20 protein-coding genes and 1 pseudogene are annotated in these 16524 nt (G+C 41.3%); 8 read left to right on the forward strand and 13 right to left on the reverse strand.

The window, feature by feature from the left end:
• Positions 1-25: 25 nt before the first annotated feature.
• On the reverse strand, positions 26-1042 hold the full coding sequence (locus tag DC487_RS08445) for a FecR family protein (protein ID WP_165799049.1): 1017 nt from the start codon (positions 1040-1042) through the stop codon (positions 26-28).
• An 82-nt stretch (positions 1043-1124) separates the two neighbouring features.
• Positions 1125-1706 carry an RNA polymerase sigma factor gene (locus DC487_RS08450; protein WP_133228467.1) on the reverse strand — a complete coding sequence of 194 codons (582 nt, stop codon included), beginning with the start codon at positions 1704-1706 and terminating at the stop codon, positions 1125-1127.
• Between the two features lie 396 nt (positions 1707-2102).
• On the opposite strand from DC487_RS08450, the gene DC487_RS08455 reads away from it, so the two are divergent.
• The gene (locus DC487_RS08455; protein ID WP_116775515.1) at positions 2103-2297 is read left to right on the forward strand and encodes a hypothetical protein; all 195 of its coding nucleotides are present in this window, start codon (positions 2103-2105) and stop codon (positions 2295-2297) included.
• 133 nt (positions 2298-2430) lie between these two features.
• Positions 2431-2568 (forward strand): annotated as a pseudogene (locus DC487_RS17410) (type II toxin-antitoxin system RelE/ParE family toxin); the annotation flags it as partial.
• A gap of 74 nt (positions 2569-2642) precedes the next feature.
• Here DC487_RS17410 and DC487_RS08465 read toward each other — a convergent pair.
• From DC487_RS08465 to DC487_RS08480, 4 genes are read right to left on the reverse strand one after another with little or no spacing between them, the layout of a single operon-like run.
• The gene (locus DC487_RS08465; protein WP_239016345.1) at positions 2643-3485 is read right to left on the reverse strand and encodes a DUF6620 family protein; all 843 of its coding nucleotides are present in this window, start codon (positions 3483-3485) and stop codon (positions 2643-2645) included.
• Between the two features lie 18 nt (positions 3486-3503).
• A complete protein-coding gene (locus tag DC487_RS08470) occupies positions 3504-4445 on the reverse strand; it encodes a hypothetical protein (protein ID WP_133228470.1) in 942 nt (313 codons plus the stop codon).
• 54 nt (positions 4446-4499) lie between these two features.
• Positions 4500-4745 (reverse strand): hypothetical protein, encoded by a 246-nt coding sequence (locus DC487_RS08475; RefSeq protein WP_116775517.1) that lies wholly within the window; start codon positions 4743-4745, stop codon positions 4500-4502.
• Between the two features lie 50 nt (positions 4746-4795).
• A complete protein-coding gene (locus DC487_RS08480; protein WP_116775518.1) occupies positions 4796-5743 on the reverse strand; it encodes an SPFH domain-containing protein in 948 nt (315 codons plus the stop codon).
• A gap of 411 nt (positions 5744-6154) precedes the next feature.
• Here DC487_RS08480 and DC487_RS08485 point away from each other — a divergent pair, with 411 nt between their 5' ends.
• From DC487_RS08485 to DC487_RS08500, 4 genes are all read left to right on the forward strand, one after another.
• Positions 6155-6730 carry a Crp/Fnr family transcriptional regulator gene (locus DC487_RS08485; protein WP_116775603.1) on the forward strand — a complete coding sequence of 192 codons (576 nt, stop codon included), beginning with the start codon at positions 6155-6157 and terminating at the stop codon, positions 6728-6730.
• 62 nt (positions 6731-6792) lie between these two features.
• Complete coding sequence (locus DC487_RS08490; RefSeq protein WP_116775519.1) at positions 6793-7230, forward strand: carboxymuconolactone decarboxylase family protein; 438 nt, start codon at positions 6793-6795, stop codon at positions 7228-7230.
• Between the two features lie 348 nt (positions 7231-7578).
• A complete protein-coding gene (locus tag DC487_RS08495; protein ID WP_239016346.1) occupies positions 7579-7806 on the forward strand; it encodes a hypothetical protein in 228 nt (75 codons plus the stop codon).
• A 13-nt stretch (positions 7807-7819) separates the two neighbouring features.
• Entirely contained in the window at positions 7820-9016 is a 1197-nt protein-coding gene (locus DC487_RS08500; RefSeq protein ID WP_116775520.1) for a GTP-binding protein, read from the forward strand.
• Between the two features lie 17 nt (positions 9017-9033).
• Here the strand turns inward: DC487_RS08500 and DC487_RS08505 are convergent, their stop codons facing one another.
• The 5 genes from DC487_RS08505 to DC487_RS08525 form a co-directional block, all read right to left on the reverse strand.
• Positions 9034-9612 carry a Crp/Fnr family transcriptional regulator gene (locus tag DC487_RS08505; RefSeq protein ID WP_116775605.1) on the reverse strand — a complete coding sequence of 193 codons (579 nt, stop codon included), beginning with the start codon at positions 9610-9612 and terminating at the stop codon, positions 9034-9036.
• 196 nt (positions 9613-9808) lie between these two features.
• Positions 9809-10429 carry an alpha/beta hydrolase gene (locus tag DC487_RS08510; protein ID WP_116775521.1) on the reverse strand — a complete coding sequence of 207 codons (621 nt, stop codon included), beginning with the start codon at positions 10427-10429 and terminating at the stop codon, positions 9809-9811.
• A gap of 9 nt (positions 10430-10438) precedes the next feature.
• A complete protein-coding gene (locus DC487_RS08515; protein WP_116775522.1) occupies positions 10439-10732 on the reverse strand; it encodes a GNAT family N-acetyltransferase in 294 nt (97 codons plus the stop codon).
• 8 nt (positions 10733-10740) lie between these two features.
• The gene (locus tag DC487_RS08520; protein ID WP_116775523.1) at positions 10741-11670 is read right to left on the reverse strand and encodes a ring-cleaving dioxygenase; all 930 of its coding nucleotides are present in this window, start codon (positions 11668-11670) and stop codon (positions 10741-10743) included.
• 199 nt (positions 11671-11869) lie between these two features.
• Positions 11870-12517, reverse strand: coding sequence for a hypothetical protein (locus tag DC487_RS08525; RefSeq protein ID WP_116775524.1), 648 nt, complete (start codon positions 12515-12517; stop codon positions 11870-11872).
• 54 nt (positions 12518-12571) lie between these two features.
• Between DC487_RS08525 and DC487_RS08530 the strand changes: the two genes are divergently transcribed.
• Together DC487_RS08530 and DC487_RS08535 are read left to right on the forward strand one after the other, a co-directional pair.
• Complete coding sequence (locus DC487_RS08530) at positions 12572-13258, forward strand: M949_RS01915 family surface polysaccharide biosynthesis protein (RefSeq protein ID WP_133228472.1); 687 nt, start codon at positions 12572-12574, stop codon at positions 13256-13258.
• 13 nt (positions 13259-13271) lie between these two features.
• Positions 13272-13805: a GNAT family N-acetyltransferase gene (locus DC487_RS08535; protein WP_116775606.1), complete on the forward strand. Its 534-nt coding sequence runs from the start codon at positions 13272-13274 to the stop codon at positions 13803-13805.
• 13 nt (positions 13806-13818) lie between these two features.
• Here DC487_RS08535 and DC487_RS08540 read toward each other — a convergent pair whose 3' ends face one another.
• Together DC487_RS08540 and DC487_RS08545 are read right to left on the reverse strand one after the other, a co-directional pair.
• Positions 13819-15348 carry a SulP family inorganic anion transporter gene (locus DC487_RS08540; protein WP_207774342.1) on the reverse strand — a complete coding sequence of 510 codons (1530 nt, stop codon included), beginning with the start codon at positions 15346-15348 and terminating at the stop codon, positions 13819-13821.
• Positions 15349-15469: 121 nt separating this feature from the next.
• Entirely contained in the window at positions 15470-16501 is a 1032-nt protein-coding gene (locus DC487_RS08545; RefSeq protein WP_116775526.1) for an Atu2307/SP_0267 family LLM class monooxygenase, read from the reverse strand.
• Positions 16502-16524 lie beyond the last annotated feature (23 nt).

Raw genomic sequence — 16524 nt, forward strand, 5'->3', positions numbered from 1 at the left:
TTGTGTAGATGCTATTATTCTTGTGTTAAGGCGTCGTGATGCTGATGTTTCCGGCGGTGTCTTTTTGATAGCGAAATGCCGCTACGGCCTGTAAGCCTTGCAGTATATCGTCCACCGGTTCATTATCGAAGGTGGCGGAATACACCTGATTGGCTACTGCTTGGTTTTTAATCGTGATTTTTACGCCGTAGATACGTTCTAGTCTGCGAGCAATCTGTGCGAGCGATTCATCCATGATCGTCACCCGTTTGACCATCCATTCTGTCTCGGTAGCTTGACCATCTTTTTCAGAAATAGCGATGGGTCTAATATTAGTCGCGACGTTAGGGAGTGTGTGCGGTTTATCCTTTTCCCGAATAGATTTCATTTCTTCAACAGGTGTATTTTCTAGGACGAATTTCTCTTTCGGTTTTAAGAGGTGTTTTTCCTTTTCTTGTCCTGTTTTCCAAACTTCCACCTGGCCACGAATAAGCGCCGTTTCGGCCTGTTGATCCTCTTGATAATCTCGTACGTTAAAGGCCGTTCCTAAAACGCGGATTTCCATGCGAGGCGTGTGAATCAAAAAAGGTTTTTGTTCGTTTCTCGCCACATCAAAATAAGCTTCCCCTATCAGTGTTACTTCTCGCGTTGAGCTGTTTTCGAATGATTTAGGGTAGATCAGCTTACTTGATCCATTTAAGGTGATTTTCGAGCCATCTTCCAGTATGATTTCCCGCATTTCACCACCTGCCAATTGTAATTCCTCTGTCCTTTTGAAATAGTTTGTTTGGAGATAGTAGCCTAGAAAAAGTAGCCCGAACAGTAATGTGGCCGCCGCGGCGAAGCGCATTCTGTTTTTGGATGCGCGATAAGGAGAAACCGATTTTTTCATGTTGGCTTCCACCGTGGCTAGATTTTCCGCTAACGCTGTATCACTAATATGGTGCTTAGATCGTTGTGCATAATGCAGATAGAAACTGTCTAGCCAGCGCTTTTCCGCTGCTGTAATAGGCTCTCCACTACGATACCGTTTTAATAGTTGCTCGATATCCTTTTTATCCATGTTCATAGGTTGTCTTTTCCGGCATTGCTGTCGGTTAGTTATACATATGACGGGGAACTAAAGGAAAGGGAGTACTGTGATATTAAAATAATGTTAAAATAACAGGAATAAGCAGGAAAGCTAGCTTGGTACGTAGATAGCGTAAGGCATTATGCACTTGTTTTTTTGCCGTTTTCTCTGAGATATGCAGTTTTTCCGCGATTTCTTTGTAGGAAAGCTGTTGTTCGCGGTTAAGTTCAAAGATTTCTTTGGTTCTATTGGGTAGCTGCTGTTTCTTTTCTTCAATAAGGGCAAAAAGGTCTTTCTCTAAAAGGTGCTCATCCGCGAAACAGTTGCCTTCGCTTTGGAAATGTAATAGTTCATCCATATATTTTGCCACTACTTTCTCATGACTAATATGGTCTAATATCCGGTGGCGAACAGCCTGATATAAATAGGCGAGTGGCGTGCTATGCACGGTCCATTTCGCGTGCTTAGCCCAAATGCTAAGGAAAACATCTTGGATAATATCGTTACACAGTTCGGTATCGCCCGTCATGTGATATGCATGGCGATACAGCGCCGTTTTATGCCGAAGAAACAATTCGTCGAAGGCGCGTTGGTCGCCACCGTTGACTAAAGTCACCAGTGTCATATCATCCAAATCCACCCATCTATTATTCAAAACTGTTTCGGTACTAAATATGTTGATTTGATAAATTTAAAAATTATTTACATAAATAATGCGAAATGATCACTTAAAGTGCTCTATTGGTTTGTTTTTATTAAAATATGGGTGTGTAATTTATAAATATTTCTTCTGGTTGCGATTTTTCGTTAGAACGAAATTTAGATATAAAATTTGGGATTAATTGCATTTAACTGCTAAGGGAGGTTTTGTATTGCAAAGGATTTGATCGGGTCAGTAATGCTTAGAACTCTTCGTTACTAATCTTTTCACGCTATGGACTTCATGTGTGTTTTCTGTAACAGCTAATGCTATCTTTTTATCTTGAAAGCCTAGGCTAATAATTTTATTTTTCAGTAACTTTAGGATAGTTTTAGTAAGAGAGATGCCATCATGGAAATCACGATCAAAATAGATAAGCGTAGCAAGCAAGCAAAAGTATTCTATGAATATCTAAAAACGCTTCCCTTCGTAGAGCTTAAAGAACCGCGTTACAATGAAGATACAGAAAAAGCAATAAAAGAGGCTAAATCAGGCAAGTCGACTAAAACCAACTTAGAAGAATTCAGGAAAGAGCTTTATTCGTAATGTATCAACTTGAACAGACCGGGAGGTTTAAAAAGGATGTTATACGTGCTAAAAAACGTGGTTTAGATATGCGACTTCTTGATGAAGTCGTTACTCATCTAGTTGAAAGAGGTGTGCTTCCAATAAAAATAAACCGCACAAGTTAACGGGAAACTATAAGGGACTTTGGGAATGTCACATTCAGCCCGATTGGCTATTAGTTTGGGAACAAGATGATGCGATAAGACTTATTACATTGATAAGAAGCGGTACCCACAGTGATTTGTTTTAATAATTAACACAGAAGTTTCAAGATAATAAAAACCTGCAAAATCAATTTACAGGCTTTTAAAGTTTTAAGCGACATTAAAAATCGATGTCATCCGCAATATTGCTTCCTTGCTCAGCGGCAAACATAGCTTTGTATTCCTCTTCCTTAGCCTGCTGATATTCGTGATCATCTTGAATTTCGTTGGAGTCAAAATTCTGATTACGATTGGTCATCCATTCCATGGCTACCGCTTGGAAATCCATCAATGAAATTCCGAATTTATCTTCGATCCATTGCGCTCCGTCCAATCCATACGCATACGCGGCTGTGCGCGCTGCGTTAAGTTCAAGGTAGAAGTATTTGTCGGTACGCATTCTGTCCAGATTTTCATTGCTAGCGCTAGGTTCTTTTCCGTCGGCCAAAGACAAGATTACGGGATGATTAGGTGCGTGCATAAATGCCTCTCCGTACAATGTAGCAACAGTGAATGTCTCATCTTCCTGCATACGTTTTGGCCATAGCACATTGATTTCTCCCCAAATAGCTTGGTCAATACCGAATGCTGAGAAAAGTGTGTTTTCATCATAATTTGTGATATTCATTGCAATGGCCGCATAGTCATTCAGCGAAATACCATGTATTGGTTCTAGGAGTGGATTGCCATCCGTATCACTTTGGCTCACAAATCCAGAAGTGGCATAGCCGCTATATTTCAGTGAGTTGGCCATTTCAAATTGAATAAAATCATCTTGACCTGTTTCCGGATTCCATTCTTGGTAGATTTGACGTAGGAAATGCCGTTTGTAGCTAGAGCGGTCACCTTCGTCCCAAGCAGTTCCATCTTGTGCGATCTGTTCGTTCAGTCTTCTTTCCAATTCTTGGTCAAATTGTTCTTCTGTGTAGTGTGTTCCGTGTAATGTTTTTGGATCTAAAGTCATCTTATTCCATTTTAATTATTAGAAGTTTCTTCGTTGTAATCCTTGATAAAAGTTCTCTGTCTGTTCAGCCAAGTCTGGCACGAGTCTTTTCCATTCATCAAACATAGCACGTTGGTATTGCTGATAATACTGGGGTGCTAGTGCTAGCGAATCTTGACGTCGTTTTTCTAATTCTTTGATCTGCTGCAAGTAGCGCTCATTTTCCCGATGGTTTTTCATCGGTGAAATGTTCAGTTTTAATTGATGTGCTTCATGATAAATGTCTCTTTCTCGCTGCTGTTCCTGATGGTATTTGTCCAACAGGTGCTGTGTGCGCTGCTCAGCCAATCCGCGTCCGATTTCCTCTAATCTCGAGGCTAAGGTGCTTGGCTTGAACGTATTTTTGGTTTGGCAGCTTGGGCAAGCGAGGTGCGAAACGATGAAATATACTTTCGTCAAAGGAATGGTATCTCCGCATTGGTGGCATGTAAACTTGTTTTTGATGCGTTCGTGCTCAGCCATTAATTGGCTGTACAGTGCTTCGTAATCGGTAAACTGCGATTGCTTTAATTTCTCGAAATGATGCTGGTATTTTCTATCGAAATCATTGTGATAGCGATCAGAACAGGTCATTCGGAAGGAGGTTAATTCTCGATGATTTGGATGCAGCACGCCAATGGCAGAATTGATTTGATAATAGAGATCTTCAATCTTCTCCTCGTAAACTTTCTGTGCCTTATCTCGTATGCTATCTAATTGGCCTTGCACGCCACTGTAGAGCGCGTAGAATTCTCGTTCGTTATCTGCTTTTACAGCTAGCAATTCAGGAATCGCGGATTCTGTGAGTTCCTCCATGCGTTCTTCCAGTTTTGTTAAGAATGCAAAAAGTCTTTCCTGTGCCTCCTGAAGTAAGGGCAACCACTCGGGGGCTTGGTTCGCTGCGGAGGAAGAGTTGTTGTCGTTGTTGAAAAAGTTAAACATCGTTTTTTCTGAGTTTACATGTAACCGTTGTATAACATGTTTTGGCGATAGCCTTTATTTTGAATTATCCTCCTTTTTCAGGTTGATACCGTCGGTTATTTTTACCGCAATAAACTGAAATCCACAATAGGCGCAGCGCGTTACGCCATCCTGCTGGGCTCGTCCAGCACCACAGTTTGGACAATCTTTGATCGCCATTTCGGCGGCGCTGTCCTCTCCTTTGCCACCATAATATTGTTGTGTTTTGGCCTTATTCTTCAGTCGCTCTAGTATAGAACTTGTTTTTTTCTCTGTTGACATAAGATTCTTGTAGGCTTACTTTGATTTATGATCCATTCGTCTAAGATGTGTTATAACTTATCGAGCAAATCCGCTTTTTTGGTTTTGAATTCGGCTTCGTCGATCAACCCGCTGTCGAACAATACTTTTAGCTTCTGCAATTTGGCCGTAATATCTTCCGGTTGAGCTACAGGTTTATTGTTTTGCTGCATCTGATTCATCATGGCGCTCATGGCCATAGCATTGGTGGTAGCATCATTGAGCGCAGTTCCTTTTTGACCGATGGCTTTGGCGGTGTTGAATTGGGTGAACTTGTCCATGTCGGAAACCATGTTCATATTGGTGATATTGTCATAATGCTTGGTTACTTCTTCGGGCAGCGTGACGCTGGTGACCACAAATTGCGTGAGCTCCAAACCAAAAGATTCAAGATATGGCTTTATGAATGGTTCAATTTTCTTCCCGAGTTCCGTGATGTTTCCAGCGACATCTGTTACGGTGATGTTTTCATTAGAAAGTACTTCGCCAAATTTTGGAGCAATATAATCGCGCAACTCATGCTGCAATTCGAAGATGGTAAAGCGCTCGAATGAACCTGCATACTGTCGGAAAAATGTAGCAATATCTTTGATCTGTATATCGAAACTACCAAATGCTCGAATGCGGATTTGCCCAAACTGCGGATCATTCATCAGTATTGGTGCTGGTGTGCCCCATTTGTTATTCACGAAGTGCCGCGTGTTGAAAAAATATACATCAGCCTTGAATGGACTTTTAAAGCCATATTTCCAACCTTTTAATCGAGAAAGTATGGGAATGTTCTCCGTGCTAAGCTTGTGAAGTCCCGGTTGGAATACATCGGCCAATTGACCTTCGTTGAGAAAGAGTGCTACCTGACTCTCGCGAACGGTGAGCTGCGCGCCGTTTTTGATTTCCTTATCTTGGTCTGCGTATTTCCACATCAACAAATTTGGATCTGGCGTGATGGATTCAATAATCTCTATAAATGGGCCCTTCATTATTTTTTAAGTGTATTGAGTTCGATTATTATTCATAGTAGACGATCGGCTTCATTTTACTTCTCGCCGATCTTTCCGGAAGCACGCTGTGGTTTACTCCCAGAAGTCCGATAAATCCTAACAAATGCCATACCGAAGATTATTAATGAGTTAGCAAATTTTGTGTCTTGAATCAACACAAATTTGTAAAGTAAAATGTAGTCTTCGCAACCTTCACATACTACAGAGTGCCTACTTTTCTATCATCAGATGTCTACATGTTGTCTACAACTATTCAGAGTGATTGAAATTTTAGTTATCTAAACTGCTTTTATTCTTTCGCAAATGATGGCTTTTGGTTTGCGAGCGAGAAGATCAGGATTATACGTAGATTTGTTTTTGAAGCATTATGAAGACGATTGTACTAGAAATATGTCTACACCATTAATTGCACATTTGAGGAAACAGATCGCCGTTGAAGCGAAAGATGAAGCGGAGATATTATCATTTTTCCAGCAACGGAGTTATCGGAAAAAAGAAAGTCTACTGATTCCGGATACCAAATGCAAGTTTCATTTTTTTGTACAAAAGGGATGCTTGAGAATGTTTTTTCTGAATGAAAAAGGCGTTGAGCAAACGGTGCAATTCGCGATCGAGAATTGGTGGATCACCGATTACTTGGCTTTTGATCGGCAGGCGAACTCGGGCTTTGGTATTCAAGCTGTCGAGGCGAGCGATGTGCTGCAAATCGAGTATAGCAATCAAGAAAAGCTATTTAAAAAATTTCCATCATTTGAGCGTTATTTCAGGATCATTTACCAGCGCGCATATTCGGCGTCGCAGTTGCGGACTAAGTATCTTTACGAACTTTCCAGAGAGCAATTTTACCATCATTTCAATGATCATTTTCCAGAATTTACTTCTAGAATTCCACAGCACCTTTTGGCTTCTTATCTCAACATGACGCCAGAGTATTTAAGTGAAATCAAAAAAAAATCAGTCACTTAAACCAGTTTAAGATTTTCATGTACAGAGGCTAGTAACTTTGAGAAAAGTAAAATACTATATACATGGAAAATCGAATAGATATACAAAAAATTGAACCTATGGCGTATAAAGCAATGTACGCTTTAGAAGACTTTCTGCAAAAATCTTCACTTTCAAAAACACATTTAGAATTGATTAAAATCCGCGCATCGCAGATCAATGGCTGTGCATTTTGTATCAATATGCACACGGCGGATGCACTAAAGCAAGGTGAAACCACTCAACGTATTTTCTTACTCAATGCTTGGCGAGAAACCACGCTGTTTGACGAGGGTGAAAAAATAGTTTTGGCGATGACCGAAGAGATTACGCTAATACAGCAACAAGGATTGAGTGATGAGACTTATCAACAAGCACAAAAAAAATTCGATGAAAGCTATATTGCGCAAATTATTATGGCGGTAGTGACAATCAATGCGTGGAACAGAATTGCGATCAGCACCAATAAACCATTAGCATAGAATGAGTTGTCCTTCGCTGCAAACTGACGATTTCTAGATAGAAATCGTCAGTTTAGACCTTTTTATGAAGCAGAATATATACCTGTACTACGTTTGCTGATTTTTCTTGATCGGTATTTAAATTCTGCCATTGTTTTGCGGTCATAATTCCTCATTCCGCTTTCAGCGGCAGTATTTCTGTATTATAAATCAGGCTGAACTTCCTTACTCACTACTCCAATAACTCATTCATTAGCCTTTAAATTCATTTAAACACTTCTCTCCGCAATTTATAAACACATTATTTTTTTAATTGCAACTATGTTGCGTTTTAATATTTTATTATATCTTTGATGAAAAGAAGCGTATATGGCGATCATTCCACAGAATTTTGAAGAATGGAAAATCTGCATAGAACAAAAGTGTGGAATTCCATTAACGCGGCAATTTGCCGAGCAGCGTTTGGCTATTTATAAAAATGAAAAACTGCCAGAAACGCAACGATTCATTGCCCGCTACGGTGCCGACCATTTGCAGCATATCATAGCGTGGTTTACTCGTGTTGTCGAAGAGAAAAAGAACGAATTAAGTGTGTAAATAAATTGGGAATATGAATAAGAAACTACCAGTAACGGTGCTAAGTGGCTTTTTGGGAGCAGGTAAGACTACCTTGTTGAATCATATTTTGCACAATAAGGATAATCTTAAAGTGGCTGTGATCGTCAACGATATGAGTGAGGTAAATGTAGACGCGCAGACGGTAGAACGGGAGAATTTGCTCTCAAGAACCGAAGAGAAATTGGTGGAGATGAGCAATGGCTGTATCTGTTGCACTTTGCGGGAGGATCTGATGGTCGAAGTGGAACGTTTGGCCAAAGAAGATCGCTTTGATTATCTGCTCATCGAAAGTACCGGAATATCAGAACCCGTACCTGTTGCACAGACATTCAGTTATGTGGATCCTAGTAATAATATAGATCTTTCTTCCTTTAGCTACATCGATACCATGGTAACGGTGGTGGACTGTTATAACTTTTTTAATGATTTCGGCAGCGCCGAAACTTTGACCGATCGCGCGCTGACGGATGATGATTTTGATAATAGGACAATAGTCAATCTGCTCACCGACCAGATTGAGTTCGCTAATGTAATTGTGCTCAATAAATCAGATCTGGTTTCTGATGAAACACTCGGTGTGTTGGAAGCGGCGATCAAAAAACTAAATCCCGATGCAAAAACAATTCGTACGCAATTTGGACAAGTAAAGCCGCAAGATATCATTGGTACAGGTGCTTTTGATTTTGAAGTAGCATCGTCCTCTGCTGGCTGGATAAAAGAGTTAGAGAATGATCATACACCCGAAACGGAGGAATATGGCATTTCCTCTTTTGTATTTCGGTCGCAAAAGCCATTTCACCCCGAGCGCTGGCATACGTACCTGAATGAAAATTATCCAAACAACGTGATCCGCGCGAAAGGACTTTTCTGGTTAGCCTCACGACCTGATGCGGCTATTAGTTTTAGTCAAGCTGGCGGTAGCCTTAGATTAGAAAATGCGGGATCTTGGTGGAGTAGTATGCCCGAAGAAGTACGCTATCAATATCCCGATTATGCAGATATTAGAAATGATTTGCTGGCGCGCTGGCATCCAGCGTGGGAAGATCGCAAAAACGAATTGGTATTTATCGGTCAGAATTTGGATAAGGAAAAATGTTTGACTGAGCTAGAGGCCTGTCTATTAACTACGAAAGAGGAGGTCAGTTGGAGAGTTACCCAGTGGAAAGATGAATTCCCGCAGAATATGTAACCGCAGAAAGCGATTGATTACTTAGCAGCCAATCGCTTTCTAATTTTACTAACGAACTCGGGAGAAATACCCAGATACGACGCAATATAATACTGAGGAACGCGCAAAGGTACGGTTGGATATAGTTTGATGAAATCCAGATAACGCTCGGTTGCCGTTTTTGAAATCGTATTGATCAATCTATTTTGCACCGTAGAAAGATTTCGTTGTACCAACATTCGAAAAACGCGTTCGAATTTTGGTATGGTTGAAAGCAGCTCTTCTTTGGTTTTCGGAGTCAGGATAAGCATTTCCGTTTCTTCCATCGTTTCAATATAGAAATTGGACGGTTTTCGTTCATGAAAAGATGCAATATCACTCACCCACCAGTCTTCCACAGCAAAAGATAAAATAACCTCTGCACCTTTCTCATCCAAGTAATAGATACGCACACATCCTTTGCTGATATATCCTTCAAACTGACAGATTTCTCCTGCTCGCAGCAGGATCGTTTTATTCGGAACAGTTCTGCTTTCCAAGAGTTCGGTAAATGTCGACTTTTCTTTGTCAGTCAGCGCGATCCATTTACTTACATTCTTGATAATATTTTCAAACATAGCCATCTGATTTTACGAATATCTGTTTCTGTCTTTATCTAGCAAAGCTCAATAGCAGCTGCGCTATGTGATAATACGTGCTAAATATAGCTAGAAAACAAATAATCCCAATCAGATAGCTGGCAGCATTTGCTGCGGGACAGTTTTTGATAACGGCAAAATGTTTACTTGCCCAGAAGAATTGGACAACTTGATCTTATCTAAAAACCAATTTGTTAGCCCAATCAATCTCTTCTTGGTTGATGGAGTGTCCAAAATTATCATATACTTTCACCGTGACATCGGCGTTCATTTCGGTCAATATACTGGCGGAAGCATGTACCCGTTCCAAAGGAACGTGCATATCGGGGTTGCTTGTTCCGATAAATATCGGGGTTTTTGCGAAATCACCTTTATAGTTGCTGCGATCTATTTCTTTGCCGATCACTCCACCGATAATCGCCACAGCTCCGCCATAACGTTGCCCATTTCTAACCAGAAATTCCAAGGTCAAACAAGCGCCCTGCGAAAAGCCGAAAAAGTACATGTTTTCGGCTTTGATACCGCTATATAAAGCCTGTTGAACAGTTTGTTCCACATTATTTAGAGCCGAGCTCAAATATGGTTCGTTTTGATCGACAGGAGCAATAAACGAATACGGATACCAAGTGTGATTGGTAGCCTGGGGAGCTAATAGTGCAAAGTCTGATACATTCAAATGCTGCGACAGACTCAGTATATCCTGTGCTGAACCGCCGCGGCCGTGCAACATGATCAACGCTTTCTCCGCATTATCCAATGGCACACCAGATGTTGTAATAGCTAAATTATGTATCATTTAAGATTTTTATCGTTTGTACCAAACATCTTCAAATTCTTCGGGACGTTTTTTGAACTGTGCATTTACAAAAGGACAAATCGGGATAATCTTTAAACTATTTTCGCGAGCGAATGATACCAGTTTGTCGAGCAACAATTTAGAAAACCCTTTGCCAGCATATTCATCTCTTACTTCTGTGTGAAATATGCGAAGCAAATCTCTGGAAATGGCTATGTCCATTTTGCCGGCTTTCTTATCGTCGGAAAATAGTTGGATCTCTCCGCCATTTTTTTCATCTAATACTACTTCAGTTCTTTCCATAATGATATTTATAATTTTGGTAAATTTTCTTCAATATCGTTTCTGATCCCTTCGTATTGTTTCGGTAATTTGAGATCTCGACCTAATTCAGCTAATGCTTCATCTTTGGTAAATCCTGGATTGTCGGTGGCTAATTCAAAAAGTACACCTCCTGGTTCGCGGAAATATAGGGAATAAAAGTAATCGCGATCGATCTTTGGCGTTATTTGTAAGCCAGCAGATAGAACTTTTTCACGAAAGTCCATCAAGATGTTATCATCTTTTACACGAAACGCAATATGATGATTCGTTCCAGCTGCACCTCGTCCGTAAGGAATCGTTTCGTCGGCAATGATGTCCACGATATTAGCTGTTTCTATGGCATCCGTAGATAATCGGAAGCGATTTCCTGCTTGCGCTTCGGTGCGATATCCCAAAATATCTGTCAGAACTTTGATCGTTGGATCGGCATTTTTGAGCGTCAAGGTGACGTTATGAAAACCTTTCAGACCATTTTCAGTAGAAATTTCATCTGTTTTCCAAGCGGTACGATTATCTGCTTTTTTGGGGACAATGAATTGCAACTGCAGCCCATCTGGATCTGTGAAAGACAGTGTTTTTTCACCGAATATTTCAGTTTCCTCAAATGATATGTCATTAGTCGTTAATCTGTTTCTCCAAAAATCGTAAGCTTCGGGGTTGATTGCGTAACCTATATGCGTGGCTTGTCCTGATCCGTTGACACCTTTTCCGATCCCTTCCCAAGGGAAGAAAGTAAGTATGGTACCTGGCGTACCGCTTTCATTTCCGAAATAGAAATGATACGTACCTGGGTCATCAAAATTGACTGTTTTTTTTACCAAACGAACGCCCAATACGCCGGTATAAAAGTCTAAGTTCCTTTTCGCTTGATTGGCTATTGCTGTGATATGATGCAGTCCTAATATCTTATTTTCCATGTTTTCTCCTTTGTTGTTTATACAAAGTTATGTGATTCATCCACGCCAGAAATTGAACTGGATTAAGAAATATCCTAATATTTATGATTAAATATTACGAAATAAAAACCAATATAGTCGAAAAAAAGTGTTTTTGAAAATGCTTTTCTAACGATTAAACCGAATTTAGAAGTAGTTAAGTCTGGCGAGCGGAAAAGTGTTACGGCCGCAAATGGCTAATTATAGCTTTAAACTTATTGATGTTTGCCGAATCTAGGTCATTCTCTGGATTGTCGATATACTGCTTCATCGCGTTGATGTAGCTTTTACGAAACTCGTCCGTTTCTGGGCTGAAATCATACTTTGTTTTCTCCTTCTCCACCACCTTCAGGTTGTCGTTGCTAATACGACGCTTGCCATATTCAGATTCGTCAGACATGATCACAATATTCTTTTCGTAACCCGGAATGTACCGAACGACAAATTCCTGATTCTGCGCTGGGATCAAGATGCTGTTACGGATCGGGTAAATGGAAACATTACTGGTGGAAAATTGACTTTCTACCGCTTTGCCTTCGGCCGTTTTCATTACGACGCCGTACTCCCAGATGTATTGCTCATTCATCATCGAACTGGTTTGTTCTGCTGAGGTAATGATTGCGGTTGCGTCAGTGCCAAACTTGGCCAGAAACCACGCATTCAAGATATTCCCCGCAAAAAAGTTGGCTATTGATAGGACAAAGGTAAATGCCAAAATACTGATCTTGAATCTCCAGATCACGAGCAGCAAACCAATCAAATTAATCACTAAAAAGGCGATCACAGAATGTTGTACGAGAAAATATAATAAAGTGGACAGTACTTGCATACGGTAAAATAGGTATATTTAATGATATTACTTGCTTTGAAGAATCTATTATTTATGCGTCTATTATTGATTGGTTTTGCTTTTCTGTTATGTTCTGGTCAATCATTTTCACAAACAAACCGTGTGCATACAACTATCGTGAGCGTAGCAGAAACGAAATCGCTATTGAATGATTCCATCTGCCAATCGCTGGGTATTACCTATCCTATTTTTCGGGTATATAGATACACGGATGTAACGGGCACGAATTATTCTGTCATGACAGAAAGTAATGATTTGATCACTGCCGATGGAGATACGGTGAGTACGAAAATAAAAGTGCTTCACCTGCTCGAAGAACGTGGTCAGTTACGAAGGCTGTGGGAAGTCAATGATCAAATCAAAGAGGAAGAAACCTTTATAAGAATCTGGACAAAATTTGTAGATTTCGGAGATCATGATAACGATGGTATTATAGAGCCTATCTTGGTTTATGGAACCTCAGCACTCAATGGTTATGATGATGGTCGTATCAAGATTTTGATTTGTGGTAAAGCACAAAAGATTGGGATCAGGCATCAAAATGGAGTACTAGACGATGAAAGGATGACAACAGTCGATGCTACCTTTTATCATTTGCCAATATCTATACAAGATGCTGTCAGAGAGAAGATCGTGTTGTTGGAAGAAAATGATTTAGCCATCTTCCCGTATGGCTGGCAAGATGCTATGAAACAAAAGAAGTTGAAGTGGAAAGAATAAAATGTATAGAACGATGCCTTTAGATTTACAACCAACATTAGAAAATGATTTGGTCGTATTACGACCACTGGAAGAAACAGATTTCGAGGATTTATACGCTACGGCGAGTGATCCAGCAATCTGGGCAGGGCATCCTAATAAGAACCGCTGGCAGAGAGATGTTTTTCTAAATTTCTTTGAAGGAGCGATGAAGAGTGGCAGTGCATTTCTAATCATCGAAAAGCAAACCGGAAAGATTATCGGGAGCACGCGGTATTACGATTATGATGCTGGAAATAAAAGCATATTCGTTGGGTATACCTTTTATGCAACTGCTTATTGGGGCAAAGGAATAAATCCTGTGGTAAAAAGGATGATGCTGGATTATATATTTCCTTTCGTAGATACCGTCAGATTCCATGTGGGTGCCGATAATCTTCGTTCTCAAATCGCCGTGACAAGGCTCGGCGCAACAAAAGTAGCCGAACTGGAAATGTCGTATTATGGCGAACCTTCGCGCTTCAATTATCTGTATGAACTGCGTAAAAGTGAGTATCTAAAGGCATAACCTTGAAAGATGCCTAATCCTTCGGCATCACCTTGTATGTCGGGTCTTCCATGACGTTGACTTCTACAATGCCAGCCGCATTACCAAGCAAATGAGCACTATCTTCGCTAAGCGACCGTAGATGAACTTTCTTGCCGATTTTGGCGTAGCGCGCGGTAATTTTGTGCAGCGCATCTATGGCTGACATGTCTACCACGCGGCTTTCCTTGAAGTCAACCACGATACGATCAGGATCTTCATTGACGTCAAACTTTTCTAAAAATGCAGTCGTAGAACCGAAGAATAGCGGTCCGTAAATCTCGTAATGTTTTACACCTGCATCATCCACATATTTTCGTGCGCGGATACGCTTCGCATTATCCCAAGCAAAAACTAATGCCGAGATGACCACACCAATGAGTACCGCCAAGGCTAGGTTGTGCAGTAAAACCGTGATGATAGCGACGAGTATGCCGACAAATATGTCGGACTTCGGGAACTTGTTGATAATGCGAAAGCTGAGCCATTCGAACGTCGAAATCGCCACCATCATCATCACACCAACCAATGCCGCCATCGGAATCATTTCGATCACCGGGCTGCCCACTAGGATGACAAATAAAATAGTGATCGCCGCTATAAAAGAAGAAATATAAGTCTTCGCTCCCGCATTGATATTGACCAAAGTTTGTGCGACCATGGCACAGCCGCCCATGCCGCCGAAAAATCCATTCACCACGTTGGCTGTTCCCTGCGCCATGGATTCCCGATTGGCTTTTCCCTTGGTGTCCGTTATCTCGTCTACCATATTCAGCGTAAGCAACGACTCGATCAATCCTACACCCGCCATCACGAGTGCATAAGGAAAGATGAGTTTTAGCGTATCTAACGTAAATGGAATCTGTGGCATATGAAAGCTAGGCAATGAACCACTAACCGAAGCAATATCAATCACTTTTTTGGTGTCGATTCCGAAATAGGTGACTATACCGAACACCACTAATATGGCGATAAGTGATGCCGGAACAGCTTTTGTCAATTTTGGTAATCCGATTACAATCGCGATGGTCAACAAAGTCAAACCAAGCATGGTGTACAATGGTGTACCGCTCATCCATTCGCCAGAACTACCTGAAACTTTGAATTGCTCCACCTGGGATAAAAAGATAATAATGGCTAATCCATTAAGAAAGCCATACATGACCGGTTGCGGAATCAACCGTACAAATTTGCCTAATTTAAAAAGTCCGACTGCAAATTGTAATATTCCTGCCAACACAACGGCAGCAAAGAGATATTCCACGCCGTGCGTAGATGCCAGTGCGATTAAGGTGACTACGGTGGCTCCGGCTCCGCCGGAAACCATGGCTGGCCTGCCGCCTAATAAAGCGGTGACTAATCCCATCAGGAATGCCGCATACAAACCTGTCAATGGCGAAAGGCCAGCCAAAATCGCGAATGAAAGCGATTCGGGAATCATCGTCATGGCCACCGTGAGGCCAGCTAGGGTTTCATTTTTAAAATTGATATTCCGCAAGGAAGGGATACGCATCGTAATGGCCATGAAGCTGTGCTAATAAAAAGTGGTGATAAGGTTCTGATGCGATATTATGGCAATGAATATGCAAAATCAGCGTGGAATACCAAGTTGACTATAGTATGCTACGCTGATTTTTCCTAGTATTTTATTTTGATAAAGCCGCTTTCACCTTTGGAATGATCTGCGTACCGTAGATCTCGATAGACTTCATCATCTGCGCGTGATCTGGGCTGCCGACATCCATGTGTGCAGCAAATCGTGTCAGGCCAAAAGATTCTTGAATTTCTAAGATTTTAGCGATCATCTCATTGGCTTCGCCCACCAAAAGATGACCATGTTTGGCACGGCCAAAATCATATTGCGAGCGTTGGTACGGCGGCCAGCCACGCGATGCACCTACGCGATTCATTTGCGCTGCATAAAATGGATAATACCATTCTGCAATCGCCTTGGAGTTCTCGCCAAAGAAAGCATGCATATGTACGCCGACTTGGAAATTGGCCATATCATGGCCGCTGTCGGTATAAGCTTGTTGATACACTTCAAACAAGGATTGGAAACTCGCATACGTGCCGCCTATAATGGCAAACATCACCGGCAAACCCAATTTTCCTGCGCGAATCACGGATTCTGTCGTGCCACCTACAGCTACCCAAATAGGCAGTTTTTTGACTGCGCGAGGGTAAATCTCCTGATTGATCAACGAAGCACGGTGCTTACCCGTCCAGTTCACCGTTTCATTATTATTAATCTGCAAGAGCAGGTTCAGCTTCTCCGTAAATAGCGAGCTGTAATCTTTCAGATCATAACCATACAATGGGAAGGATTCGATAAACGATCCGCGTCCGGCCATCAGTTCGGCACGTCCATTGGACAATAAATCGACCGTTGCAAAATCCTGATATAATTTGACTGGATCACTGGAGCTAATGACCGAAACAGCGCTACCTAATTTTATACGCTTGGTCACAGTAGATGCTGCTGCCAAAATAATCTCAGGTGAAGCGACTGCGTAGTCCGGTCGATGGTGTTCGCCCATGCCGAAAAAGTCCAACCCGACTTCGTCCATCAGTTTGATCTCTTCGATAATTTCGTGTAATCGTTGTTGCGGTGCTTGTATTGCGCCCGTTTTTTGATCGATCTGTAGATCGCCAAACATGCCTATGCCTAATTCCATGCGTTGTCGTATTTTTAAATGCG

This window comes from Sphingobacterium corticibacter (assembly GCF_003076635.1).
Classification (GTDB): domain Bacteria; phylum Bacteroidota; class Bacteroidia; order Sphingobacteriales; family Sphingobacteriaceae; genus Sphingobacterium; species Sphingobacterium corticibacter.

Coding starts and splice junctions, on each gene's coding strand:
- DC487_RS08445 (WP_165799049.1), bottom strand. CDS start 1,042: ATGGATAAAAAGGATATCGAGCAACTATTAAAACGGTATCGTAGTGGA.
- DC487_RS08455 (WP_116775515.1), top strand. CDS start 2,103: ATGGAAATCACGATCAAAATAGATAAGCGTAGCAAGCAAGCAAAAGTA.
- DC487_RS08465 (WP_239016345.1), bottom strand. CDS start 3,485: ATGACTTTAGATCCAAAAACATTACACGGAACACACTACACAGAAGAA.
- DC487_RS08470 (WP_133228470.1), bottom strand. CDS start 4,445: ATGTTTAACTTTTTCAACAACGACAACAACTCTTCCTCCGCAGCGAAC.
- DC487_RS08475 (WP_116775517.1), bottom strand. CDS start 4,745: ATGTCAACAGAGAAAAAAACAAGTTCTATACTAGAGCGACTGAAGAAT.
- DC487_RS08480 (WP_116775518.1), bottom strand. CDS start 5,743: ATGAAGGGCCCATTTATAGAGATTATTGAATCCATCACGCCAGATCCA.
- DC487_RS08485 (WP_116775603.1), top strand. CDS start 6,155: ATGTCTACACCATTAATTGCACATTTGAGGAAACAGATCGCCGTTGAA.
- DC487_RS08490 (WP_116775519.1), top strand. CDS start 6,793: ATGGAAAATCGAATAGATATACAAAAAATTGAACCTATGGCGTATAAA.
- DC487_RS08495 (WP_239016346.1), top strand. CDS start 7,579: ATGGCGATCATTCCACAGAATTTTGAAGAATGGAAAATCTGCATAGAA.
- DC487_RS08500 (WP_116775520.1), top strand. CDS start 7,820: ATGAATAAGAAACTACCAGTAACGGTGCTAAGTGGCTTTTTGGGAGCA.
- DC487_RS08505 (WP_116775605.1), bottom strand. CDS start 9,612: ATGTTTGAAAATATTATCAAGAATGTAAGTAAATGGATCGCGCTGACT.
- DC487_RS08510 (WP_116775521.1), bottom strand. CDS start 10,429: ATGATACATAATTTAGCTATTACAACATCTGGTGTGCCATTGGATAAT.
- DC487_RS08515 (WP_116775522.1), bottom strand. CDS start 10,732: ATGGAAAGAACTGAAGTAGTATTAGATGAAAAAAATGGCGGAGAGATC.
- DC487_RS08520 (WP_116775523.1), bottom strand. CDS start 11,670: ATGGAAAATAAGATATTAGGACTGCATCATATCACAGCAATAGCCAAT.
- DC487_RS08525 (WP_116775524.1), bottom strand. CDS start 12,517: ATGCAAGTACTGTCCACTTTATTATATTTTCTCGTACAACATTCTGTG.
- DC487_RS08530 (WP_133228472.1), top strand. CDS start 12,572: ATGCGTCTATTATTGATTGGTTTTGCTTTTCTGTTATGTTCTGGTCAA.
- DC487_RS08535 (WP_116775606.1), top strand. CDS start 13,272: ATGCCTTTAGATTTACAACCAACATTAGAAAATGATTTGGTCGTATTA.
- DC487_RS08540 (WP_207774342.1), bottom strand. CDS start 15,348: ATGGCCATTACGATGCGTATCCCTTCCTTGCGGAATATCAATTTTAAA.
- DC487_RS08545 (WP_116775526.1), bottom strand. CDS start 16,501: ATGGAATTAGGCATAGGCATGTTTGGCGATCTACAGATCGATCAAAAA.